Here is a 23,009-nt window from a genome sequence, read left to right as displayed (position 1 = left end):
GCTTCTGACGGTTGCAGGGCCATCCCAGCGGGGGCTGACAGTAGAGAGCTACAAATCGACTTGTATTTAGACAGGCTTATACTTATACTTGGAAGGTAACGAATGTTTAGGAGAAACAACTATGGTAGGTCCACGTCTGGTTTAACACCGCTCTCCATTGCGGTCCTTTTAGCGGGGAGCGCTGTTCTCAATCCTGTTGCTCTGGCAACGCAATCTCAACAAAAAACACAAATCGAAACTGAAGCTGGTGATTCTGCACCGTCAGGCGATTCTGTATCTTCTCAAGATCCCAACTCTTTAATCAAGCCCAAAGAGACAGAAGAAAGTACGCCTGATGCGAATCAGGTTGAAACGACACCAACACAGCCCGATAGCAAAAAGTCTTACTCAATCTGGGAAGATAAGCTTTTCTATGGCTTAATCATATTTGCACTGGGCCATGTGCTTGTGCCAACTTGGCGATACTACTGGGCACGACACGTGCAACGTACCAACTATATGCGCTGGCTCCGAGCAGGGGTGGATTCATCGCTATCTCGCTATGGTGAGCCTGTAAGCGATGAAACATTAACGCAGCACGACAATCTTTCGAGCTTGCATCACAATTGGTATAAAAACTTTTCCGGCAAGGATTATCCGGTTCCATCCATGTTGCTTGATTTGCACCATCGCACTCTCACTGGCTTGAAGCGCCTAATGGAAGTGATACATGAAGGCGGCGGCAAGCTTTCTATTGTTCTGGCCGGACACCCCAAACTAAGAAACGACCTCAAATCGCCTACAATGGAAGAAGTCGGCTACCGCACCGTCACTATGTCCCTGGATGCCTCCCAAGGAATATTGCGTGACTATATCCATTGGCTATTGGATAAATGCACAAATGATAATGTAAAACCCAAAGACGTTATCGAAGACCAGGCGGTTGATTATCTAGCTGAACATCTCACAACCCCTCTTCAGGTCGAACAACACCTTACATTGGCTTTAGAAGAAGCATACGCCGTCGGCGTAAAGCCCATTAACGTAGAACTGTTGGAAGAAACGCTTTCCAGTCGAATTGATGAAATTGAACCGACCTTAATCAGGCACGGCTACAATGAGCGGGTCATTGCTGAACAATTCCGGTACCGACCAGCCGAAATCAGAAAGCTTTTCTCTGGTGGGTTAGAGCCAAGTAGAGCAAAGGAAATGACGGCTGAAATGCGAGAAGCAGGACTCCCAATTTAATACATTAAGAGTTACACCAATTAAGGAATATTAAGATATGCCTGAAAACGAACCACTTTTCTATCTTGACAATGAAGATCGTGCAGAATTCTCAGAGTACTGGGGAACTGAAAATCAAGACTTGTTGACCGCTGGCTCTAGGACTATGAACAGGCTCGAAAGATACTTGCCGAATGACGACTTCCAGGTTCTAAGAGTAATCTTCACTGCATTACATAGAGATTTTCAACTTCCAAATGTTAGATATACCGTCTATGTCGCAATGGCCGTGTTTTTTGCTCAAATTGAACAAGGTAAAAAAGTAAGCTCAGATTCAAAAGACATATTAGAAACAGAGCTAGCTATCGGGGTTCAACACCTTATGCAAGATGAAAATGAAAAATATGAGCGTGATTTAGAGCTAGTTATAACAAGGTGGAACGATTATATATCCAATCCCAGCGCCTTCGTCCTTTAAATGGGATTCAAAGGCGTTAGTGTCATTTATTGTGAGCCGAACTCGATGAAATCAGTCCCAGTATCAAATAATGTGGGTTCATTGTCACTTAATGTGAGCCGACGACACTGGATAGAGTCAATGATTGTGGGTCGGAAAGCACGGATAAAGTCAGGTCAAAGGGAATAGCATGTCAGGCCGCTACACTTAGCCAATCTCTGTTTTTCTGACGAAGTAGGGCGTAGGTCTATCATCGCTGTGTTTACCTCCATGGGTTTTTTAGCCAATGTGGCTGTGCGGCACGCTTTTGCTCTGTTAATTCAAGAAAATTCCGCACCGACGCGGTGAAACGGTTTTCACCAAATTTACAAGTCAGTAGTTGCCACTGGACTACGTACAATTACCTTGTGATTTCGTCTTGAGTTAACTGAAAGTGTCGAGCTAAAGCCACTACATCTTCCCTTCTCAATGCCGGGTAAGACGTTTCTCTGGCAAAAATCACAATAGTTTCCTCATTAGCTTCTGCAAGCTCGATGTCATCATCTGTAAAGCGGTGGTTCGTCATTTCCTCGTACATTGTTACCTCTACAGCTGAATCCAGCCTAAATATTCACCGACTAACAGGATTGCCATCGAAGCACACATGAGCTTTAACATGGAGGTGATTCCGTAAAGCGTGCTTAAAATACCAGACAGGTGCTGTCCCAAGTCGCGGTATTTCTGAGGAGCATCTTTTGTAATGAACCAGGCTATCTGGCCATCTCTTTGGACTGACTTGATGTACCCCTTTTTCACGCCCTTTTTATACAACGGCAATAACGCAAGGTGCTTAAAAACCATTCTTATGCTAACTCCTGACTGTCGCGATGCCAGCCTGCACGACTGGTTTGACGGCTTCACCGCCTTTTTCATTCACCAGCTTCACGAGGTACTCGCTTGCCGGGGCAATTTTTAGGACTCCGGACTGGAGATCCGCATCAAAGTCAGAATCTGACTCCTTGTACCAGGTTCTGGCATCTATTTTTGCCAGCTCTTCGGTCTCGCCCATCCCCCAGACATGTTCAGAATCAAAGACTACGATTTGGCTTATCATGCTCATGATGCTTTTTTCCTCTGGAAACTGGTGGCAATGGATTCTACTTCAGAGTGAATGCAGCAAAAGGTGGGAAGGCCAGCGTGGGTCTCTTGTGGAAACAACCAGACCACTTCACTTTCTTCGCCACCCATTTCAACTTTTCCGGGGTTGCTTACCGCAATAGCATGGAGTGGAACTTTCCAATCTATATCTTTCCCGGCAATTGTTCTGACAGTAATAGCGCCGGAGTGACCGGCATTTCGCAGCGCACTGACAAAGTCCTGCTGGTCACGAAGCCTGAGTGCTTCAGAGAAGGAATGTTCGTCAAGGGCTGGCCCTGTCAGAACGACCGGGACATTATCTACCATCACCGCGACATGGGAGGCTTTCTTCAGGCTTGAGACATTTTTTAACGTAGCAGGGCTGACACCTGCAGCTTTCAATCGAGACAGTTGGTTTTGCTTGTTCATAAGTGTATTTTCCGCACTAAACTTTGCGTACAATATATGCGTTATGCATAACAGTGTCAAGGTGCGCATTCCTTCTCATCCCCAACATTCGCTGCCATATTGTCGGACGTAAAGGAGCCTTCCCGTGCTTATAGGTTGTGCAAGGGGAGGGTAAGCGCTTTGCTTTGATATACGGTTTTAGGGGGCAGGAGAGGCGTTGCTCTGGCAAAGGTGTTGGAGCCAATGCTGTGCTAATGAAATTAGCTTCTTTTCTGAATCTGCATCCATCTCGCAAACCTTTATGGTTTTATGGAGATAGTCAGGAACATCAACTACACCCTGCAGCGCATTGATGAGGTTTTCTTCAGCAATAGGACCGTAGTGCGCATCCACTTCATCCCATGCAGCTTCAGAGGGCTCACCCCAGTAATGAAACATCATCAACAGATCGACAATATCTTTCTTTGGCTCTGAGCGATACCGGTCTGCGTTGGCCAGAATTTTGGTGATAAAGCAGCTATCACGATCAATGACAGGGACGCCCCACAATACGTCGGGTTGTGGCTTCAACTGATAGTCGTCGAAAGAGACAAACTCAAGCTTAATGGTAATGCCATCGACATCAATGATGGACCTCACCGCGTCTCGGTCAGCGCGGATATCTCTGTGGAGAGTGAGCGGAGTGTCAACCAACTTACCAAACGATGAATTGGTTACCTGTGTCCTTACGGCCCGGTAACTTGCTTTATTCGGACAGATGAAATCGATATCAACAGATTTTCTGAACTCATCGAGTTCCAGCGCGATGCGCGTGCCACCGCCGAACAAAATGCAGTTGTCGTAGAGATATTGCGTATTGAATTGAGATAGGGCGGACTTGATGGCAGCGTGGTGGCGGTCTTTCATTCAAAAAACTAAGCCACCAGCATGTAACCATGCCCGTAGTCATCGGCCAGTTTGTGAAGCAGGTCGTTTTCTACCGGAGTCAGGTGATTTTGGTCAATATAAGCCCAGCGCTTTTCAATTAAATCGAAAGCGGTTTCTTCGTCAATCTCATTGTCGTTCCAGTCCCAAAAGATACCTTTGAGCTCTGGATAGTCATTGATAACTAACATTTGCCTATAACCATCTGCTTAAACTGTTTAATAATTGTACCACACAGAATGCGGCTACGCTAATGCGTCACTTAGTGTGATACGCCGGTTCTACTAGTATACTACGAGCTTGCCAGGCTTTTGTATCAAATTCTGGATTCCATAAAAGCAATCGCTGTATCAATCGCTTGTTCAAAATACTCGCTTTCTCCTGCAAAGCCAAGTGCAGTCATGGCTGTCGAGCAATTGTAAGTGACTTCCAGAGACATTGCCCATTTTTCTTCGGGAGTTCTTCTAGAGACATCTGAATTTATGATTTCAGCAATTGTAAAAGTGCGCAGAGATTTGAGGTATTCCTCTTTCAATGAGGGGTGGCGGTCAGCCAGTTCGTTAAGCTTGATTATGCTATCAGGATATTTCGATGCGAAAAGGCCAAGGGGCACATGAGTTAAGAAGCTCTTGCCGAATGGCAGATCTTTCAATGAATTTCTGATGGCGTCTGCTGAAGCTCTCGGAAAATTTTCTTCGCTGCAATATTGTTCTTCAAGTCGCATAAGAGACCACTTATGTTCCTCAATGACTCCGTGGTCCCAATATCCCTCTATCAGTTTCTTTGTTCTGTTATAGTCGATCTCGGTATCCGCTTTGAGCAATATTGTTGCGGGTCCAGGAGTATCAGCAAACACAATCGCGCTGAAGAGACAAGCCGCTGCGCTGGTAATCAATCTGGTCAAAGTGGGGCGCTGGCGGGCAGTAGCGAGCATAGTAAGCATATTATTCCTTTAAAAAGCCATTCCAATAATGAAAGTGTTATCTTATTGTTTTATTTGCATAATATTACTATCTTCGTATTGCTTCAACTTATTGCAGACTTGCCGGTAACTTTCATTCAAACGGTATACCTCAAGGGTTCGGGCTCTGTACCTATCCTCCCAGGTATCCGCAATCCGGCATAGGTGATCATGACTGCTAACCCTTAGCAGTTTGTATTTAATAATTCTAAGGAGGCGCATAGCCGAATTCTCGTTGATAGTGTCGTGATCTCATAGTAGAGAAAAACCAGCTGATTGCACCTGTACAGAGTGTGGGAATTTTTTGTTGCAATGATTGTACGTACAATGTAGTGTAAGCATTAACAACGACGCACCTCGGCCCACAGGGGTTGGAGAAAACCATGTCAAACGAAATGACAATTCAAGAAGCCGCAAAAATAGTTAACGGACTCTCAGATGACTTCGAATCAGCAGAGGCTAACGAAGCGCGTGCCGGGTCAGCATGGGCGGCGTATTCCACTTATGTTAGCAAGCAGTATGGAAGCCCGGATCCAGAGCCTGTAGAGCAGGGTATGAGCGATCTCTTGGGCGATTTGATGCACTTATGCGACGCACTTGAGATTGATTTTTCAGAGCTCACTGCAAAAGCTGCGAGAATGTATCAAGAGGAAGTGGCAGACCCGCTAGGCTAAGGGGTAGGTGTAGGGCAATAATAAAATTTCAAACTGAAATGCTCTGTAGGCTTTACGATTTGGGCAGACTGCTCCACTGCACTGACAATAAAGTGTCATACTGAAATGAAAATAAGCTCCGAAATGGAGCTTATTTATAGCAATAAAATATCATAGTGGCATGGGCTTACAACTTCCATTCTCAATACAACTGACCGACTCTGTAGCAGGTCCGCCCCCTGAGCTAAAGTCTGTTGTGCCATAATCGATTTTTCCATCTACAGATTTGCACTAATTACGGGCGCTTTACGCTTTCTTAATTCTTCCTCATCAACAAAATGGTCCTCTACTACTAGAAGTCCTAAAGTGCCAACATTGTGATCAACAACATCAAGATGATTTGCACCCTCGTGTACCTTTAAGTTTTTATATTTGGCTTTTTGTAGAGTTGGTAATGAAGTTTTATAGGCTAACCCAACCTCGATTAGGCTTCGTAAAGTTGTTAGATCTTTAGTGGTCCAATCTACATTTAGTTCACCCACCAATTTTCCTCGAACTACTCGAAATTTGTTTTCTTCGATTTTTATAACTTCTATCATTGTATTGCCTATTACACCGTTAAATCAGATGCTTGTGCTGTTTTATGAAATTAATGTTAGTGTTAACAAGGAATCGCTTGCAGTCTTCAATAGTGTCTTGTGCTGCCATTATTCGAGAATCAATGCCATTAAGCCTTTTCGACCAATCCAGCAGTTGAGTATCAGTGAGTAAAGAAGTGTCGAGTTTGTCAAGCTCATCAAGTAAAGCAGGCATTTCATCATGGAGGACTTCTTTTATTACAATGAATGAACAGAACGCCCTTACGCCATAAATTATGCCTACCGGAACATTAATCATAAAATGTTGCTTTTCACTAGCACTAAGCTCTCTCTTTAGTCTTTCTTCCTCCAAAACAATATCAGCCTCAGATGCTTTCACTGTGTCAAAAACCTTCTCATCACCAGTCTTCGCTCGCCGTTCTAGCTTAACTCGCAATGCTCCAGTGATACTGCCATTGTTGGATTTAATGTCTCTTACTTTACAAAATAACTCCAAACCTTCCGGTTTCCACATACGGGCCACACGCTCGCGGATATAATCAAGCTCACCAATTCTTCGCTGTATATTTTCTCTGGCATTGCGGAGGTTTATGTCCTTTTTGAAAATACTTTCCAGCTCTTTAAAGTCTACTCCAAAGTATTTTTCGCCGCATTTGTGACCAATATTGGTCTCAATGTTATTGGCGCACACTACTAGATAGCCCTTTTTATGTGATGTATTGCATGAGCTAAGCCCGCAGTGATTTTCATCACTAAAATCATATTTTCCGATAATTCGTTTCAGCTTGATTTCAGTCGGATTCACTCCTCTCTTAAAGCCCGGCCTCTCGAATACCTCATCCCAGCTTTTGAGGTTAATGACTGATTTTCCGTCTTCAGAAAGTATGTTCACAGTCCGTTCCTATTGCGTTAATTCTTCGAAAAAAGCGTCTCTTAAAGAGATTTCATCGGCGCTCATTTCGTCTATCAGGGAATGAATTTTAGAAATGTGTCCGGCAAAAGATTCGTCGTCCGAAGGACGTACTTTTTCCAACTGTTCCCTGACATTCCCCAGCGCAGCAAGGTTAATGTTGCAGCGCTCCAAATCTAATATCTGCTGTTTAGTCGCCGCCATCTTTCCTATCTCAAAGTTTTGTATCGTTAGGAATAGTTTCCCATGAGTGATGATCGTAAATAGTCGGATCATAGTGGTTCACTCTGAGTTGAGGATTTCCACGAAGAAAGTCATCCATAGTCTTATCAAGAGATTTTAATATTTCAGATAACTCAGAAGCTCTTTTAGCTTTGGTCAAGCTCAAAAAATAAGAGACTCTACTTCCAATCAAGTCCTTTACTTGACTCTCCTGTATGCCAGAAAGCCTCTCAAAAGACGATAATATTTGGTTCCCTGACTTGGGAAATATTTCAGGAATAGCTTCAATGAATAGATGCTCAAGCCTATAAACTATGCTCTGCTCTAACTTAGTCGAGTCATAAAACGCCAGCGAAGCTCTGAGCAAAGCAAGCTGAACTGTAAAAGTTGGCCAGACCTGTTCTACTCCATAGATCTGAATCTTTTCATCGAAATGGCAAGCTGTATCAATTTCACGCTGCTTCTCGTAAGCCTTTCGAATATCATAAGCCAATGATACTAACAATCCTTCGTATTCGAGTGTTGGGGACTTTTCAGCACAGTCCATACAAAACGTATGCATCTCTCTGAGGCTCCAATAGTCACCCCATAAAACAAATCCGCCATTGTTTTTAGTTTTTTCAATAAAGAGCATACTCGCTTCCTATTTAAAATTTAAAGAATAGACTCAACGGTGCTGTATACAGCTGTGTATTGAAACGCAGGCTGTCCAGATTCTGTGTCAATTATTGACTCTCTAGCAACTTGTAGTGCTTTCTCGGTGACTCGTTGAGACACCAAGTTTTCCTTGCTGAACTATATGCGGTATTCCACCTTTATGAGCTTGCGATAAGAGGTCATTTACAGCTACTTTTACTATTGCTGTCGCATACCCTCTATTTCGATATTGTTCTGGTACTGCATAGCCAATAGAAATACATGGATGGCCGTCATGGAACCCATTCTTTACGCAGGAGCAAAGAGCTTTAACTGTGCGTTTGTCATCAATCATACGCGCATATGTAAATCGCATTACACCAGGCGCAGCTTGATCTACATAACTATACAAATTTGAATAACCAGGTACTTTTGCTAAAGGAATAATCCCCTGCAAAATATACTCTTGAAAGGACACAAGACTATCGTGCGGGTTTACCATTTCCGAAGGCATCTTATTTCCCATTAAGCGTTTAATGCGGATACCCGCACACGTTGTCCGTTTTCAAAGACCCAAATCCCAGCTCTTTTCATGTGCGACTTACTGATGTTATTTTCTTCGCAATGAGCCACAGAGTGCATCATATGTTAGACATTGGATCATCATCGTTCTTCTACTTGATTAGTTCTTGTGACGGTTCTTGACATAAAGATGCTCCCACTGCTTTTCCAGCCGCGAAAACTTGGTCTTGCCATTGTCTATCATCTGATGCGGCTCAATACAAAGTATGACTCTACCACGCAGAACAATTAGTGCCTGTTCTACATATTTAAGATCAAGCACGCAGAGGTCGGTTAAATCCATGTGAAAGTTGCTACCGTTATATGTTGATAACAGAACCTGCGCAGCAGCTCGGCTTCCGCTGGTATCTCCTTGCGCCACATTCAAAAGAGAAGAAACCGCATCAGAGTAATCGCGTTCAGTTACAATTAGCTTCTGCCTGAGGAATTCAGTCTCTTGCATCCTCGCCAATATCCGCTCATTCGCCATTTTGGCTCCCACTGATATTTTTTCCAGGCCGGGAGCTATGCTCGACGGCTTCAGGCAGCAGACTTAACCCACATTTTGTACATTGGTGCCACTGCTTCCCATTTTCAAACACCAGTCGCAATGTCGAGTACCATTCTTTGTCATCTTCATCATAGACTTGGTGATCGCAATTCATCGTTACCCTTTAGTTGTTGTTCTGGAAGAACTCTGGAAACTCACTCTGGTGTTGGGCAAGAGTAACTTTCCAGACTTCTCTCAAATAGTGTCTAAATACGCCGCTACAGCGACAAATTACCTGGATTATTCCAGACCCTTAAAATCGGAAACCGCACCACAATTAAGCTACAGAACGTTTTCCAGAATACCCTTAACTACGGTCTAACATTCCAGAACGCGATCTAAAGAGTACTTCAATGTTTCCTACAGTAAAATTACAGTCCTGTGCAGCACACATAGTCGTATGCACCATCAAATACTTCTCTAGCTAGTTCAGCATCACTGAGCTTGTTCCCACCACCTTGTGTACTAACAAACTCAAATAGGAAATCATGGTGCTCTAATGCCCATGCTTTCTCTACTGGTGTGAAGTTTCTTTTTCCCGCTGCAACCTCGTTAAGCTGCTCATCTGTTACACAAAAATCAGCCATGATCTATCCTAATTAACTACCAAATTCATATTTGCACGATAAGGGACGATTATCTTTGAGTCTTCATCCCACACTCCTAAGGCCGTACAGCAATATTACGTCCTCTAAGTACTTTTAGTAAATGTATTATATACATGCGAGTGTATATAATACAAGTACAATAGGACTGTGATTTGCACATTGTTGTGGGATAAGAATAAAGTTGTGACATTTGATCCCGCGCCTTTAATGTAAATCGCGGCATGTTAACTTATTGAAAAATTTAGGTATCTTGCTCATCATCCACAAGGAAGATTTCAGATACGGCAAAATTAAGATACTAATAAAGTATCATCATAAATCGCCACCATTTAAACATGCTGCCTGTGGAGTCAAAGGTAAAAAAGCAAGGTCACGATATATATCAACAACTTATGCTACATAGTGACATACTACCCTTAGGTTGTGATGACACTTTAATATTGTGATGAAACTTTGTTCTTATCCCACAATTGTCAGAGCGAAGCAATCTGCTATGATTAATGCACAAAACGTTATTTTTATGCATAGGTTGATTTATGGATATATTGAAAACTTTAGAGTTAAACAAAGAACGGTTTATTGGCAAACTGCAGGAGCTTATCGATCAGCTGGAAAAAAAGTGGGGTATCGAGCCTAGTCAATTGACACAGATGATGGATAAGCTGGACAATCTTATCTCGACTGCAAAAGATGACGTTGAGGCAATTTCAACTTCAGACATTAATGAGGTGCTTGATATTCTGGATGAGATTGAAGATAAATCTGAGGTGGCATTGTTCGAAGTGGATGAAGATTTGCACGGACTTCGAGCCAACATGGAAGAGGTGGAACGGACGATTGCTCGCAACTATCCAGGCCCGTCGATTGCCCCGAGTGCGCCATCACCATACAACTAGTTTTTGGCGCCTGAATTATGAGGCCTAGTGCCTCATAATCACATAAATCAAGAAGACCACATGTATAAACCCTAAGTACCACAACGCGGGCAATGCCCCACCTCTGAAGTTCTCCAGTTTTGATATTCGGGCTGCATCTGCCTCAAGTCGATTTTCAACTGCTATCGCATTGATTGCATTTTGGATGTTAGCGTAATTCGCATGCAGGTTTTCGCAGAAGTTGGAGTCACCCTGGCCATACTTCTCGTAAACGACATCCAGCAGCGGAGTAAACCACTTCTCACGAAACTCCTTAGTCAGCGTTTCCGCTTGTTCTAGAGCCATATTGTTATTGACAGCAATAGCGCTGGGGGTGTGCTTCTTTGCCCACTCGAACTTTCTTGTCTGTTCGAAGAAAAAAACCGAATTTATCCTGTCCTTATTGGTATCCCAGAACTCTTGTGGTGAGAGGTAATCGCCGCCCTCTCGATACATTGTCAACTCGGCCTGATTAAAACTACAACCTCGGGTTTTGTACACTTACTGTAATCTCCTTCAATTATCTTTGCGTAACTCGTGGGTGGGAAAATCACGCTGTATACGCTGCCCTTTATCGATGTAAGAGCAATTCGTGTAACCGGTTCTTCCGGCACTTTGTCGTGTTCCGTTCGAGAATGCCACAGCACCAAGCGACGCAGGGGCGTTGACCTTCATTTTGACGCTGATTGCTGGGTGGGAGACCGTGTCTCCGGGTTTTAAGCTCATGTTGGCTCCTCTGTAAACTCAATGGTAATGCTAAAGTTATCTTGTGGGACAAGTTCAATTTCAATTTCTTCGCCATCTCGAATCGAAGCGATATCTGATTTAGTTACTGGGACGACGTTTTGGATCAGGGTTCTTTTCGGTGGTAGGCTTAATTCTTGTCCCATTATTTTCAGCGTAATTCCCTCCTCCAATTCAATACAGCTTTTAACTTTACCGTTAAGGTATTCTTCAACCCTAGCTCGGTTTTTCTCATTAAATACGATGTCGATCTTGATTGGGCCGCGCAAATCTTCTTTTGTTATGAAGCGCCTTGTTTTGAGTATGATTTCATAGTTAAAAATTTCGCTTAACCCATCGTAATCGAAAGCGAGTTTATCTTTCTGGAAGGAAATCGGTTGGTGAGTCTTCTCACTGATATACCTTGCAGCAGCGAGATATTTTGCTGTGCAAAGTAGGTCACTAAACTCGGCATCATAGTCAATTTGAGCGGAAAGGTAGGGCTCACCTTCATACTCAAGGATTACTTTTGCCTTACGACCGTCGTGCATCATTTTTAAAAATTTGTGCAATTTATTTTGATACCCTAATCTGGAAATCAGCTTGCCTTCCCACAGTTCAAGGTTTGTCGTTAAGTCAAAACTAGCTTGATTGGTACTAGTGTTACAATGGAATTGAAATGATACGTGGCGACCAAATGCATGGCCTGAAAACACAAAGCCTTCACTGCCACTTTGAACGTGACCATTAATATCTACAGCCCCTAAATCAACCCCGTTGGCATCAATGATGGTCAGGATCATGTCTGCCTGGCGCTTTTGCGGAGCAATGTAAAGAGCTGGCCTTGTCTTGCTAATGTCGTCGAAAAGTTCTGAACCTTTTATACTAAAACTGCCCGCGCTAAGCTGAACCGGCTTTCCTACTTTGTGAAGGAGGTCCATATCAGCAGCAGAGCTTGTCGGGAGTTCAAGGACTAGCGCAGCTGTTTCCCTTGCATGAAGCGTGTATTTTGCACCACCTCTATCTGAATACTCAGAAGTCACTCGAAAACGAGGATCCTTTTTTTCCATTGCGCTGGTGGCTGAATGGTGAATGTGGCGAATAAGTGTCGAGCTATCCTCGCTGCCTAGTGTACCTTGCGCAAATTGCGCAACTAGGCTCATGCCCTGTTGCTGGGCCTCCGCCTCAGTTAATAATTTACGACCCACCCCGGTTTCCGCCCGTGCTATCGCGTCTTTTTTCCACCGGTGGAGTTCCGCGACAGAGTATTTTTGGTAGTCATTATCAATCAGGGTGCCGTGGGTATGGCACATCCAGATACCGTTCTCCGGGGATTTTCTCTCCGCTTTGCTCATATTTGGGTCGTATCTCGGCCCACCAGGTGCAGCTGCACAAATATGCGCTGCCACACCCACGTTGGTACGTTTATTTGAATTGGTGTGCGGGCCTTGTGTTAACGCACCGCAGCCGGGAAAAGAGCAGAGGAGTGCTACTTGCGTGGCCAGCAAGTTCTTTGTTGTCTGTGAAAAGTCATCCCTTGAAGACATCGTCCGGAAATTCTCTGTTATTTAGGTCCTGATACCGTTACTCCATCAGTATTGATGGTACTTGCGGTTATCTGGTCAGAATCAATAATGGTTCCTACATCGTCAAACTCAACCTTCATGTCCCTGGCAATTAGCTTTGCCTGGTTCAAAGAGTCGGCTCTGCAGGTGCCTACCAATTTGCTTTGCATAAAGATGCCATATTTCTGGCTTCCGCTTGTGTTCATAATTTTCCCCAGGTTTGTTCATCGGCAATGGTCATGGCTGCTTCCGCTCGGCGGCGAGCTTCCTCACGAGAGCATAAATCGTCCTTATGTACCTCGCAGGCAAAATGACCGGCAAATCCATCTTCACGGTATACTGCGCGAGAGGTTTTATCTGGGCAGTAACTGCAATAGGGGCCTTTCTGCTTTGACGTAAGTCGCTTCATGATGATTGACTCTCCGGAACAAAAAAATATCACATGCATATCATTGGTGTAACTGTCATGGTAGTCATGCCACTTTAGCTGGCTGAGCAGACGCTATCACGTGAAGACATCTATCCGGACTTATCACTACCGTGTCGATAGGTGCTGTATCCGGGCGTTCGGCAAGAAAATCATTCGCCGCGCTGACATCTTCGAATACGCCGGCTACCTGAAAATATTTTCTTCCGATCCCTTTAACATACATACCAGTGAAGGGGCGTTCCTTCGAAGACAAATCGCTTAATCTAATTTGCGTATCCCCGGCATACATCTCCGCCATGAGGTTAACATTTTTTATCTTAGGGACCTGTGCCACGCAGATAATATCCTTTTTGAACAACGCATTATGCCCGTCTACGCTGAATGCCAAATGCGTGACTTTGTGTACTTTGCGCATGGACTTTACAAATATTTCGAAGTTGTTTTCAGTCACAATTTTAGTGTGTGTCATACGGCCGCCTTATCTTTTTCTTTTTTCACGCTAAGCCCGGGGCCAGAATAAGTCAATAAAAAAATACACCTAATAGGTGTAAAAAATCCTTGCAACGCCACCTTTTTGTAATTATTATATATACATCTTAACGGCGCACCTCGGCTCACAGGGGTTGGATAAGGCAATGACTACATTTTACGACATCACTTCAGAAGCTCAATTCACTCAGGCTGTACGCCAACTGAAAGGCAAAGAGGCCGAATTTCTTTACTGTTGCGGTAGCTCAACGACTAACCCAAAAAATTATGTAACCCACGCATTTAAGCGCCATATCCCTGTGACACAAACCGCCAACCGCAGAAGCACCTGTATCGGTGTTGAAACAGCTGCAAAGCTGTCATTCGATGAGAAAAAGGAGCTGTTGACTATAGAGAACCTGAGCGATGACCAGCCAGTAGGGGATACCGCGTTCTTTAAGCACCTTAAGGGGATGAACAGCGAGGGTACCCTTACTGGCTATTTTAAGGAAAATGTAATGCCTTACCTGATGACCTTAGGTTTTCGTCCAGGTTATAGCCGCATCAGCGCGGAGCAGCTGCAGATCCTGCGTAATGTCCATGAGCTTTTCTGGTTCCTTAAGCACAATGGCAAGCTAAGTGTTTCGGATGAGGCGAACGACAATACAGTAGAGCCACCAGCGGGCACCGTTGAAAGTGAAATCTTCAGCCTTGCTATCAACGGTAACCGGTTAGAGCTTCCGCGAGAGCAGCTGCAGCACTACGCTAAAATCAAAACGCTGATGACGCGTGCTGGCGCAAAATATCAGAAGCTTGGCTTTACGTTTCCAGTTGGTACCGATGTTGAAAAGGTAAAGCGCGACTTGATCGCCGGTACCGAAGTCAATGACAAGAAGAAGTACCAGTTCTTCAGCACACCAGACAGCGAAGCAAAGCACCTAATCGAAGAGGCGGACTTGCAAGCAGGTGAACGCTGGCTGGAGCCCAGCGCCGGACAAGCGCATATCGCCCGGCTTGCTGCGAAAATCAGCAAAGACGGGGTCATGGCTGAGTTTATGCCCCAGAACGCACAAATTCTCCGTGAGATGGACATTGCACCGGTTTTTGAGGGCGACTTCCTCACCATGGATGCCACCATGCTGGGCGGCACATTTGACAAAATTATCGCTAACCCGCCATTTACGAAAAATCAGGATATCGATCACCTTGGCCACATGACCACACTGTTGAGTGAAAATGGCCGGGTAACCTGCATTACGTCTACCCATTACCAGCACGCCAGCACACTCAAGTGTGAAGCGTTTCGAGCTTGGCTATCGCTGGTGGAAGCTAAGGTCACGCCAATCAAAGCAGGCGCCTTTTCTGAGTCTGGGACGAACGTGGCAACTCAACGAGTCACTATCGATGAAAGCAACATTTCTGTTGCATGGAATGAGTTCTTAACCTCTTATCAGAGAGCGGCATAGCCGCTCCCAGTAGCACCTACAGGGAAATCATAATGTTAAAACCTAACGAGATTGTGGTTGATAACTTCGCCGGTGCCGGTGGCGCGAGCACCGGTATGGAAATGGGGTTGCAACGCAAGGTGGATATCGCGATTAATCATGATCCCGATGCCATCGAAATGCATAAGCTGAATCACCCTGAGACTACCCATTATTGCGAAAGTGTATGGGACGTGGATCCGATAATGGCCTGCGCCGGTCGCCCGGTTGGACTTGCTTGGTTCAGCCCTGACTGCAAGCACTTCAGTTAGGCGAAGGGATCAACGCCCCTTGATAAGAATATTCGTGGCTTGGCATGGGTTGCTATCAACTGGGCAGCGCAAGTGCCGGTGCGGGTTCTGATGCTTGAAAATGTCGAAGAGTTTGTTACGTGGGGCCCCGTTGTAGATGGGCGCCCCTGTTCCGAACGCCGCGGCGAGACCTTTGACGGTTTTATAAAAGCGCTATCAACGGGCCTGCCTGCGCAACATCCTGCAATGAAAGATATCTACCAGGCTCTGTTTCGCACCAGCTTTGACATCAAACGCAAGTTATCAATCTACAAAGCTATTCGCCGAGGTCTCGGGTACCAGATAGAGTGGCGATTATTGTCAGCCTGCGACTATGGCGCCCCAACTACGAGAAAGCGCCTATTTTTGATAGCCCGAAATGATGGAAAACCTATCATTTGGAGGAAGCCTACCCACGGCAGTGGTAAAGGCTTGAAGCCATTCCGGACGGCTGCAGATATTATCGACTGGAGCTTGCCAGTTCGCTCCATTTTCAATCGGAAGCGGCCTCTTGCAGAGAAAACTATGCAACGCATCGCTAAAGGGATCGAAAAGTTCGTTTTAAATGATGAGCCGTTTGTGGTCCCGGAGGCCGCGGCAATACCGTTTATTACAGAGTGCGCGAATGCCTCAAGTCAACGAAATATGGCCGCAGATGAGCCATTGCGAACAATTTGCGCTCAGGTGAAAGGCGGTCATTTTGCTCTGGTAACCAGTCACATTATGAAAATGCGAGGGACCAACGTAGGGCATCGCACCGACTCACCACTGCATACGATATCTGCAGGGGGCTTTCATCATGCAGAGGTGAGGGCGTTCATGTTGAAATACTATGGTACCAATTATGGGCATGCCCTGAATGAGCCTTTGCAAACCGTAACCACAAAGCATCGGTTTGCACTGGTAACCATAAAAGGTGAACGGTATCAAATTGTGGATATTGGCCTGAGGATGCTGGAGCCCCACGAGCTATTCGCTGCCCAGGCATTCCCCGAAACATACCAAATTACCTACGACTCTAAAGGTAACCGGTGGCCCAAATACAAACAGGTAGCTCGATGCGGGAACGCGGTTTGCCCCAATATGGCTGAAATGCTGGTGGCAGATAACTTCAGCTCGGTACCTGATGATATTGCCGCGTAATGACTGTCCGGGCAGACTTACCTGAATAGGTCTGCCTTTTTCTTCTCGAATTCTTCTTGCGTAATTTCTCCCTGATCTCGCAACTCTGCCCATTGCTTTAGTGCAGACGACTCGTCTAGGGCCCTTTTCTTTGTTGAAGTGTCTTTCAACTCGGTAACAATCCCTCTTGAAGTTGTTGAGATCTTTTCGGCTACATCCATCAATTTACGAAGAGCCCATCTAAAAAGGACATATCCGAAGTACAACCCTGCAATGAATGCTAGCCAAATTGATGCATTGCCGAGTAACGCTAGCGGCTTTTGACCATTGAGTTCATCTTGATTTTGTTCATTCAACTCAGCGACTTTTCCTTCTGTTTCCCGCTTCTGCCGTTTAAGTTGTTCGCTAATCAACGTTGTGTCCAAGGCCACGTGCACAACTTCACCTTCATGGGCAGGTTGACCAAATTCGGTTCGGTAGGAGGTGTATTTCACGTCGATTGGAATTCCGTGCAAGACGGCATGCTCTACTGTTGATGAAAAGAGATCATTTCTAGGGCCATTGCTGAAAAAGTTTGAGAATCTCCGATGGGGGATAACTTCACCGTTTATCGACATATCGTCATAGGTTTGAGAAAGCCGTATCCCCTCATCATTTACAATAGCACGAACCTCTCTACCTATTCGCAGTGTTGGTGCGAAGCTTATCCGGACGTTATCCTGGATATCTAGCAGCTCAAACACATCCCACCACGGACGCTCGGGGCCAAAGGCCATTTCAATCTCATAGTTGAGGTTATGAATCTCCACCTGTAAGTCTTCGGTCAACGGCCAGTAGGTGACGTCGACATCACGGAATCCATTAGATACGGGCTCTGTCTTTGGCGATATCAATTTTTCTGATGAAGGAGAGGTGGCATTGACCTGGAAGGCGAGTAACGAGAAAAAGAGAAGAGTAGAAGTCAGCTTCATGTCGCGAGTCCTTGGGGCATCAAAAATGGTAAGTAACATTCCGTTGACCTTGATTGTATCTGATAGCAGTTCACCGACCAAATTTGACCAATTTCCGTTCATTTATGCAGCATGGCGAGTGGGTGGGGTAGGTAGCCGCAACAATACATTGTCCTCCGTCAATAATGGCCTCCATGTAGTCCGGTTGCCCAGGATCCACAGCTCACTTGCAAGAAACTCCACGACGCGGTAATTTATTGGTGTGTGGTGTTCTGAGATCCATCCTAACCGGCAGCATCGGCAAGCCCAATTATCTCAACTTCATTTCATTATTTATCACGACAACGACATCATATTGGATGCTGGTCGTGAGTTAGCTGCAAGCTCCAAGACCAGAACAGGAATATCAATATGATTGTACGACCTGAGCAGCTGCCTGCCATAAAAGAAAGTGCTTACTTTCTTGAATCAAAACTCCGATTCGGCCCTTTCAAGCTTTTACATAAGAAACGTGACATCCATGACTTTTATGCAAAAGTGGTGTTTAACACCAACTGGGAAGAGCTATCGAGGGAGTCAAAAGGCCATGACAATTCGGATTCACACTTCTCTGAGCTTCTGGCCACAAAACATCAAATCGTCGACCGGCTTGAGAGCAACATCAAAGCATTACCAGACGAAAACAGTATTGCGTGGATGTTTATCGACCGGAGCGAAAGGGTGGTCGACGAAACCCTGAAGCAACTTATCCGCTCTGAACCTCACTTTGACAGTTTTGAGCTCAGCCACGATAGCAACGCTGCGCCGCTTATCAATCAGCTATGGCATGCGTATCGGGAGGTTCCGCGTAACTACCCGTTCAGCGAATTACTCAGTCACTTCACAGACACGTTGGGTCCACTTGACTGGGAGTTCAATGAGCTGATGATGGCGACGTTCTTCAGCGAGCCCAGTTTTGAATCGGTGATATGCAGCTACAAATCCTGGCTACGATTCAACAACAAGGGTGTCGACTTCACACTGCCAGACGAGTTGTCACTCATTGATATCTACCTAATCACACAGCTGGTGGATAACCAGGTAAAAGGGTGCACGCAATTGCTTAATCAGTTGCCCGTGGCCGCCGCACAGCAGATCATAGTCAAGAGTGAGCACTTTAAAGATATTGCAATTGCAAACGCTGTCATCGACTTTAACGACCCCGGGGCCGGAGAGGTTGCAAGTCGAGCAGCGAAAGGGCAGTTCAGTAAGCTATTGGAACCCTTTCCAGGTTTAAAGTCCACCAGCGCATTTTACCGTGCATTCTCAGATTTGAAGATGGCCCTGTCAGAGCCTGAAAACTATCAGCCTGTCCAAAATGAGCGGGGAGGGTATGCGCCGCAGCCAACTGTCTACCAGGGGTTGCTATTTCGTTCTCGTCTTGAGGCTAAGTACGCTTACTTTTTCGACAAAATGGGCTTGGAGTGGCGTTACGAAACGGAGTTTTTCTCTACCAGGCATGGTTATTATCTGCCGGATTTCTACTTGCCAGCTCTGAATGCGTGGGTGGAAGTGAAAGGGACGCTCCCAACGCAGACGGAAACCGATAAACTGGCCGACGTCGTTAAAGAGACCGGGCGTCCTGGTCTTGTCTTATCGGGCACTCTTCCGGGCGCGGTAACGTTGATTACTACCGGCTCTCGAGAGGCTGCCTATTTTTTCCCGTCAGAGTGGGAGCATTTATCGAAAACCTCGCCTGAGGCTTATCAGCTGCTACATACAACGGCCAAAAAAATTGAATCTGAACATTACTTGTTTTGTTCCATTCATATCGCCGACGCTTGTCAGCAAGCGACGGTAGAGTGTAACGAAAAGTATCGACGCCTTTACAATCGTTACGCAAAAGGCAGCTTGTTTGGCAGATTCTCAGAAGGCAGGCGCGAAGGAAGTGTTTACCAGAACCTGAAAAAAAACTCGCGATTAGATGGAGAGGAACTGATGGGTCTGGCGAATGCATGGGCGGAGATTTCTAGCCTGTAGCTTTGGTTTCTCACTCTTTCACCTGTTCTAAGGGCAACATTTTCCTTAGAACAGGGCCAGACCGGTTATTTTGCGCCCTCATCGATTACGCCCAAATTAATTCCTAGTCTCAAGTGCAAGCAGCAACGACATCGTCAATGGCTGCCCTTGCACCAGATAGCGAAAATTCTCCCTCAATTTCTACGCTATCTGTGTAGACAATGACCTGCGCCCTGTCTCCAGTTCTAAGCTCGTTTAACAACTGCATTGAAGGTTGCTGTGCCCAGCCGCTATTCGTAGAGTCTAAATCCATCGAGCCCATAGTGCTCATTGAGCCGTAAAGGGGGTAGGTGATGCCGTCATCAACTTTGACTTTCAGGCGCACTGATTGTCGAGCTGGGGCGATGTAGGTATCTGAGCCGAATGTAATCCCCAAGATTTTTATTTCCGGTGACAATTCTTTGCACAGAAAGCCTAACTGGAGTTGGTCTCCATTGATATCCTCAGTATATCGTTTTGTTCTGACCTCTCTATGCTTCTCGTCGATACTGTCTTCTGAATGGAATTCAGCAAATGTAGGGGGCATGAATAAAAGTATGACGCTTAAAATGCCTAGCTTGGTTATCATCTTCATAACAAAGTTCTTCCTTGGTTTGTTTTAATAAGCTCACTCTCAGCCTTGCCAGGGTTGCTCTTGCTTGGGTGAGTCCACCGCCATAGAGCTGGTGTTGATTCAAGTCATCTATTTTTTGTGAGAAACACGCCATAGGAGTGCGATTAGAAGGGCAAGCAGCGGCAGCACCACGAACAACCCGCCCAGATTAAGTCCTAATATTTCGAAATCCGTCAAATTCACTGTTTATTCCTCATCTTAGCTGAGATTGAAAGCCCCGATAATAAAGTCTTTCTGCCCACGAGCTATCGGGAGTTGGGAGGCTGGGTGTGCTTTTTCCTTTCGTAGCAGCCTCTTGTCCTCGTTAAAAAGGTGTTTTTTCTGGCAAAGCTCCAAGTCTATCCTTCAGTCGGCTCATGACATTTACTCTTTTTGTGTGTTGAATTGCGCTAACACCAGCCTGCGCTCGTGCTCGACCTTAGTAAGATCAATATCAAAATGCTTATGGATAACTTTGTCTAACTCAAGGTTTGCTGGATAGAAGGTGGCACCATCCCAGCGGCCGAACTCATAGCCTTTATCGTTTAGTTCACCAAGAAAACTACGAATCAGTTCAATGTCACTACTAGAAGCTGCCAGTTTATCAAGCTCTGGGAACAGTCGTTTGCTCATCTTTGCCTCTATTCTCTCATACTGTCTGGTTTTGAAGCTTTCGCGTACGGCTTAACTATCGCCATTCCATTGCGCTTCAGGACCGCCTTATAGGCTTTGATGGCAGCATCCGCTTCATACGCCAGTTCACCGCCAATTGAATCACAGGTTTCAGCGGTTTCAATTAGCGCTAACAGTTCTGCGGAGGTGATTTTAAGGTACTTGGCCATGGTCAGCTTATCCTATTGCGTTAATTGCTCGACTAGCAATTTTTTCTCAGCATCAATTAAAGCAACGCCTTGGTCGTGATTTTGCACAATAAATTCTTTCAAGCCTTCTCGCTCGAACAAGCCGCTTTCCATCATGTCTTTGTAAATCTCACCACATGAGCTTTCACGAGCAAAGTACATATCCAGCTCTTTTCCGCCCACAGTTTTAGTGGCCAAACGACAACCGTAAAACCGGGTCAGTGCAATCGCCACTACCTCATTGGAGAGGGATATACAATCGTCTACCCAATCCTCTGCCATGAACTGGCAATACACTGCCATCGGTGTTGGATCGATATCGGAAAGGACGCCTACCGACTGATCGCCCCTATCATAGTGATGAGTAATTCTGTAAAGTTCCATACTGACTCCTACCTTAGCTTATTAGCGCACGAACCCGCGCCAGCGCTTCGTCGATAACATTCTGAGGCGCTTGTTCAACGAACTGAACACCTCGATAGTCATAACCAATGGTCTTCATCTGCTGGCAGAGAACAACCCCTTTTGTTTGGGTCCTATCGCCCAGGCTTACTTCAAAGCCATGTCCTCTAACTGTAGAGGTAATAGGTGCGACCAGGGCAAGTTGGATCTGCCTGTTAAACGATTCTGGTGACAAAACCAGTGCAGGTCTTTTGTCGGCTTGCTCGACAATCGCAGAGTGGGGGGCGAGGGTTAAAACGATGTCACCACGAGCCGGAATATACTTCTTAACCACTATGGCGCCTCTTTGTTAGCAGGTGAATCGGTCAACCATGTTTTGTCTTCATCAGACAAGATCATCGCTTTCTGGCTACACTGAGCCAGCAGTTCCTCAAGGGGGTACTCAGGCTTGCGCACCGGCGCTATGATTATCCGGCCATTCTCCACTTTAACGTCAATTTTTTCATTAACATCAAGGTTCAATTCTTTTAGCAAGGCAGCAGGGATAATTACGCCTTTTGAATTGCCATATTTGCGAATTACAGTTTCCATAAAAAGCACTTTAAGTACCAACAATATATGTACACTAACACACTACGCTTATGTTGCAACTATGTTGGTACGTTCTATGTGATTTTCTACCTCATTCTGGATAGAGGCTTAAGTTGAAAAAATCAGTGGTGCTTGCGTATTGATTGGTGTGGCGGTACCTTTCCACCCACACTTTTATTACCTTTTTAAAAAATGTATGAATACTGAAGAATTTTGTCAGTGGGTGAAAGCGCTGCGTGGAAAACACATCACGAGAAAGGACTTTTGCAAAAAGTATCCGTGGCACGAAAGCACGGTTAAAGCTTACGACAAAAATAGAGTGCCTGAAGTTGATTACCTTTTTGCTATCCACCAAGAGACAGGGTATAGCTTCTCTGAGCTGTTGAGAGAGCGACTATTAACCGGGGTCCTCAATGTGCCTGCCTTCGAATTCAACAGCGCTCTGTGGAACGTGGAGCAGGGGGCGTTCAATATCATTGTTAGTGAGGATAATTCAATGATGCCAGTCATACCTGAAGGCGCCAGGCTAACCATTGATGGTTCGGCAACAGAACTCGAAGCAGGGAAAGTCTACGCTCTGAAACGAGATGGCAAGGCTATTATTCGAAGAGTTCGTGTGGGGGAAAGAGGTGAAGTGATTCTTTCTCCTGATAATATGAGTGTCAGTCCTATATTGGTTGGGGCTGAGAATGGTCTAAATATGTCAGTGCTAGGCAAGGTCGTAAAAGTGGAGCTCACCTTATAGGGCC

The 23,009-nt window shown here is 45.4% G+C and carries 36 protein-coding genes; 9 read left to right on the top strand and 27 right to left on the bottom strand.

What is annotated here, in order from left to right; translation table 11 throughout:
• Positions 1-102 precede the first annotated feature (102 nt).
• Positions 103-1,227 carry a hypothetical protein gene (locus JKP77_RS22215; protein ID WP_246601057.1) on the top strand — a complete coding sequence of 375 codons (1,125 nt, stop codon included), beginning with the start codon at positions 103-105 and terminating at the stop codon, positions 1,225-1,227.
• 37 nt (positions 1,228-1,264) lie between these two features.
• Positions 1,265-1,684: a hypothetical protein gene (locus JKP77_RS03030; RefSeq protein WP_218309745.1), complete on the top strand. Its 420-nt coding sequence runs from the start codon at positions 1,265-1,267 to the stop codon at positions 1,682-1,684.
• Positions 1,685-2,063: 379 nt separating this feature from the next.
• On the opposite strand, the gene JKP77_RS03025 is transcribed toward JKP77_RS03030, so the two are convergent.
• The 7 genes from JKP77_RS03025 to JKP77_RS02995 form a co-directional block, all read right to left on the bottom strand.
• Complete coding sequence (locus JKP77_RS03025) at positions 2,064-2,228, bottom strand: hypothetical protein (protein WP_218309744.1); 165 nt, start codon at positions 2,226-2,228, stop codon at positions 2,064-2,066.
• A gap of 20 nt (positions 2,229-2,248) precedes the next feature.
• Positions 2,249-2,503 carry a hypothetical protein gene (locus tag JKP77_RS03020; protein ID WP_218309743.1) on the bottom strand — a complete coding sequence of 85 codons (255 nt, stop codon included), beginning with the start codon at positions 2,501-2,503 and terminating at the stop codon, positions 2,249-2,251.
• A gap of 7 nt (positions 2,504-2,510) precedes the next feature.
• Complete coding sequence (locus JKP77_RS03015) at positions 2,511-2,762, bottom strand: hypothetical protein (protein WP_218309742.1); 252 nt, start codon at positions 2,760-2,762, stop codon at positions 2,511-2,513.
• Positions 2,759-3,208: a hypothetical protein gene (locus JKP77_RS03010; RefSeq protein WP_218309741.1), complete on the bottom strand. Its 450-nt coding sequence runs from the start codon at positions 3,206-3,208 to the stop codon at positions 2,759-2,761. The genes JKP77_RS03015 and JKP77_RS03010 overlap by 4 nt, the downstream gene beginning before the upstream one ends.
• A 177-nt stretch (positions 3,209-3,385) precedes the next feature.
• Positions 3,386-4,093, bottom strand: coding sequence for a nucleotidyl transferase AbiEii/AbiGii toxin family protein (locus JKP77_RS03005; protein WP_218309740.1), 708 nt, complete (start codon positions 4,091-4,093; stop codon positions 3,386-3,388).
• Positions 4,094-4,101: 8 nt separating this feature from the next.
• A complete protein-coding gene (locus JKP77_RS03000) occupies positions 4,102-4,302 on the bottom strand; it encodes a hypothetical protein (protein ID WP_218309739.1) in 201 nt (66 codons plus the stop codon).
• A 125-nt stretch (positions 4,303-4,427) separates the two neighbouring features.
• On the bottom strand, positions 4,428-5,054 hold the full coding sequence (locus tag JKP77_RS02995; RefSeq protein ID WP_218309738.1) for a hypothetical protein: 627 nt from the start codon (positions 5,052-5,054) through the stop codon (positions 4,428-4,430).
• Positions 5,055-5,455: 401 nt separating this feature from the next.
• Between JKP77_RS02995 and JKP77_RS02990 the strand changes: the two genes are divergently transcribed.
• The gene (locus JKP77_RS02990; RefSeq protein WP_218309737.1) at positions 5,456-5,746 is read left to right on the top strand and encodes a hypothetical protein; all 291 of its coding nucleotides are present in this window, start codon (positions 5,456-5,458) and stop codon (positions 5,744-5,746) included.
• Between the two features lie 257 nt (positions 5,747-6,003).
• On the opposite strand, the gene JKP77_RS02985 is transcribed toward JKP77_RS02990, so the two are convergent.
• From JKP77_RS02985 to JKP77_RS02955, 7 genes are all read right to left on the bottom strand, one after another.
• Positions 6,004-6,324, bottom strand: coding sequence for a hypothetical protein (locus JKP77_RS02985; RefSeq protein WP_218309736.1), 321 nt, complete (start codon positions 6,322-6,324; stop codon positions 6,004-6,006).
• Between the two features lie 19 nt (positions 6,325-6,343).
• A complete protein-coding gene (locus JKP77_RS02980) occupies positions 6,344-7,216 on the bottom strand; it encodes a hypothetical protein (RefSeq protein WP_218309735.1) in 873 nt (290 codons plus the stop codon).
• 9 nt (positions 7,217-7,225) lie between these two features.
• Positions 7,226-7,438 carry a hypothetical protein gene (locus JKP77_RS02975; RefSeq protein ID WP_218309734.1) on the bottom strand — a complete coding sequence of 71 codons (213 nt, stop codon included), beginning with the start codon at positions 7,436-7,438 and terminating at the stop codon, positions 7,226-7,228.
• Positions 7,439-7,448: 10 nt separating this feature from the next.
• Positions 7,449-8,090, bottom strand: a complete 642-nt coding sequence (locus JKP77_RS02970; protein ID WP_218309733.1) for a DUF6904 family protein — start codon at positions 8,088-8,090, stop codon at positions 7,449-7,451.
• A gap of 102 nt (positions 8,091-8,192) precedes the next feature.
• Entirely contained in the window at positions 8,193-8,606 is a 414-nt protein-coding gene (locus tag JKP77_RS02965; protein WP_218309732.1) for a hypothetical protein, read from the bottom strand.
• 168 nt (positions 8,607-8,774) lie between these two features.
• Positions 8,775-9,143 carry a DUF7673 family protein gene (locus tag JKP77_RS02960; RefSeq protein ID WP_218309731.1) on the bottom strand — a complete coding sequence of 123 codons (369 nt, stop codon included), beginning with the start codon at positions 9,141-9,143 and terminating at the stop codon, positions 8,775-8,777.
• Positions 9,144-9,574: 431 nt separating this feature from the next.
• Entirely contained in the window at positions 9,575-9,790 is a 216-nt protein-coding gene (locus JKP77_RS02955; RefSeq protein ID WP_218309730.1) for a hypothetical protein, read from the bottom strand.
• A 557-nt stretch (positions 9,791-10,347) separates the two neighbouring features.
• Here JKP77_RS02955 and JKP77_RS02950 point away from each other — a divergent pair.
• Positions 10,348-10,707, top strand: a complete 360-nt coding sequence (locus JKP77_RS02950) for a hypothetical protein (protein ID WP_218309729.1) — start codon at positions 10,348-10,350, stop codon at positions 10,705-10,707.
• A 24-nt stretch (positions 10,708-10,731) separates the two neighbouring features.
• Here JKP77_RS02950 and JKP77_RS02945 read toward each other — a convergent pair whose 3' ends face one another.
• The 6 genes from JKP77_RS02945 to JKP77_RS02920 all read right to left on the bottom strand — a co-directional run bounded on the left by JKP77_RS02945 (position 10,732) and on the right by JKP77_RS02920 (position 13,912).
• A complete protein-coding gene (locus JKP77_RS02945; protein WP_218309728.1) occupies positions 10,732-11,226 on the bottom strand; it encodes a hypothetical protein in 495 nt (164 codons plus the stop codon).
• A 15-nt stretch (positions 11,227-11,241) separates the two neighbouring features.
• Positions 11,242-11,451 (bottom strand): hypothetical protein, encoded by a 210-nt coding sequence (locus JKP77_RS02940; protein ID WP_218309727.1) that lies wholly within the window; start codon positions 11,449-11,451, stop codon positions 11,242-11,244.
• Positions 11,448-12,995 carry a hypothetical protein gene (locus tag JKP77_RS02935; protein WP_218309726.1) on the bottom strand — a complete coding sequence of 516 codons (1,548 nt, stop codon included), beginning with the start codon at positions 12,993-12,995 and terminating at the stop codon, positions 11,448-11,450. The genes JKP77_RS02940 and JKP77_RS02935 overlap by 4 nt, the downstream gene beginning before the upstream one ends.
• 17 nt (positions 12,996-13,012) lie before the next feature.
• The gene (locus JKP77_RS02930; RefSeq protein WP_218309725.1) at positions 13,013-13,219 is read right to left on the bottom strand and encodes a hypothetical protein; all 207 of its coding nucleotides are present in this window, start codon (positions 13,217-13,219) and stop codon (positions 13,013-13,015) included.
• A complete protein-coding gene (locus tag JKP77_RS02925; RefSeq protein WP_218309724.1) occupies positions 13,216-13,422 on the bottom strand; it encodes a hypothetical protein in 207 nt (68 codons plus the stop codon). The genes JKP77_RS02930 and JKP77_RS02925 overlap by 4 nt, the downstream gene beginning before the upstream one ends.
• A gap of 64 nt (positions 13,423-13,486) precedes the next feature.
• Positions 13,487-13,912 (bottom strand): hypothetical protein, encoded by a 426-nt coding sequence (locus tag JKP77_RS02920; protein WP_218309723.1) that lies wholly within the window; start codon positions 13,910-13,912, stop codon positions 13,487-13,489.
• A 166-nt stretch (positions 13,913-14,078) separates the two neighbouring features.
• Here JKP77_RS02920 and JKP77_RS02915 point away from each other — a divergent pair, with 166 nt between their 5' ends.
• From JKP77_RS02915 to JKP77_RS02910, 3 genes are all read left to right on the top strand, one after another.
• Positions 14,079-15,377, top strand: a complete 1,299-nt coding sequence (locus JKP77_RS02915) for a DNA methyltransferase family protein (protein WP_218309722.1) — start codon at positions 14,079-14,081, stop codon at positions 15,375-15,377.
• 32 nt (positions 15,378-15,409) lie between these two features.
• Positions 15,410-15,667 (top strand): hypothetical protein, encoded by a 258-nt coding sequence (locus JKP77_RS22725; RefSeq protein WP_420840033.1) that lies wholly within the window; start codon positions 15,410-15,412, stop codon positions 15,665-15,667.
• A 90-nt stretch (positions 15,668-15,757) separates the two neighbouring features.
• On the top strand, positions 15,758-16,828 hold the full coding sequence (locus JKP77_RS02910; RefSeq protein ID WP_420840031.1) for a DNA cytosine methyltransferase: 1,071 nt from the start codon (positions 15,758-15,760) through the stop codon (positions 16,826-16,828).
• A 17-nt stretch (positions 16,829-16,845) separates the two neighbouring features.
• Here the strand turns inward: JKP77_RS02910 and JKP77_RS02905 are convergent, their stop codons facing one another.
• Positions 16,846-17,778: an SHOCT domain-containing protein gene (locus tag JKP77_RS02905; RefSeq protein WP_218309721.1), complete on the bottom strand. Its 933-nt coding sequence runs from the start codon at positions 17,776-17,778 to the stop codon at positions 16,846-16,848.
• Between the two features lie 390 nt (positions 17,779-18,168).
• Here JKP77_RS02905 and JKP77_RS02900 point away from each other — a divergent pair, with 390 nt between their 5' ends.
• Entirely contained in the window at positions 18,169-19,776 is a 1,608-nt protein-coding gene (locus JKP77_RS02900; protein ID WP_218309720.1) for a PDDEXK family nuclease, read from the top strand.
• Positions 19,777-19,885: 109 nt separating this feature from the next.
• Here the strand turns inward: JKP77_RS02900 and JKP77_RS02895 are convergent, their stop codons facing one another.
• From JKP77_RS02895 to JKP77_RS02870, 6 genes are all read right to left on the bottom strand, one after another.
• The gene (locus tag JKP77_RS02895) at positions 19,886-20,389 is read right to left on the bottom strand and encodes a hypothetical protein (RefSeq protein ID WP_218309719.1); all 504 of its coding nucleotides are present in this window, start codon (positions 20,387-20,389) and stop codon (positions 19,886-19,888) included.
• A 402-nt stretch (positions 20,390-20,791) separates the two neighbouring features.
• On the bottom strand, positions 20,792-21,040 hold the full coding sequence (locus tag JKP77_RS02890; protein WP_218309718.1) for a hypothetical protein: 249 nt from the start codon (positions 21,038-21,040) through the stop codon (positions 20,792-20,794).
• Positions 21,041-21,048: 8 nt separating this feature from the next.
• On the bottom strand, positions 21,049-21,249 hold the full coding sequence (locus JKP77_RS02885; protein ID WP_218309717.1) for a hypothetical protein: 201 nt from the start codon (positions 21,247-21,249) through the stop codon (positions 21,049-21,051).
• A 12-nt stretch (positions 21,250-21,261) separates the two neighbouring features.
• A complete protein-coding gene (locus tag JKP77_RS02880) occupies positions 21,262-21,651 on the bottom strand; it encodes a hypothetical protein (protein WP_218309716.1) in 390 nt (129 codons plus the stop codon).
• 13 nt (positions 21,652-21,664) lie between these two features.
• Positions 21,665-22,003 carry a type II toxin-antitoxin system PemK/MazF family toxin gene (locus JKP77_RS02875; protein WP_218309715.1) on the bottom strand — a complete coding sequence of 113 codons (339 nt, stop codon included), beginning with the start codon at positions 22,001-22,003 and terminating at the stop codon, positions 21,665-21,667.
• Positions 22,003-22,260, bottom strand: coding sequence for an AbrB/MazE/SpoVT family DNA-binding domain-containing protein (locus JKP77_RS02870; protein ID WP_218309714.1), 258 nt, complete (start codon positions 22,258-22,260; stop codon positions 22,003-22,005). Before JKP77_RS02870 ends, JKP77_RS02875 begins: the two co-directional genes overlap by 1 nt.
• Before the next feature lie 196 nt (positions 22,261-22,456).
• Between JKP77_RS02870 and JKP77_RS02865 the strand changes: the two genes are divergently transcribed.
• Positions 22,457-23,005, top strand: coding sequence for a S24 family peptidase (locus JKP77_RS02865; protein ID WP_218309713.1), 549 nt, complete (start codon positions 22,457-22,459; stop codon positions 23,003-23,005).
• Positions 23,006-23,009 lie beyond the last annotated feature (4 nt).

Origin of the sequence: Alteromonas antoniana, assembly GCF_019249295.1 — a bacterium.
Taxonomy (GTDB): domain Bacteria; phylum Pseudomonadota; class Gammaproteobacteria; order Enterobacterales; family Alteromonadaceae; genus Alteromonas; species Alteromonas antoniana.
This window is presented reverse-complemented; position numbering and strand designations above follow the sequence as displayed.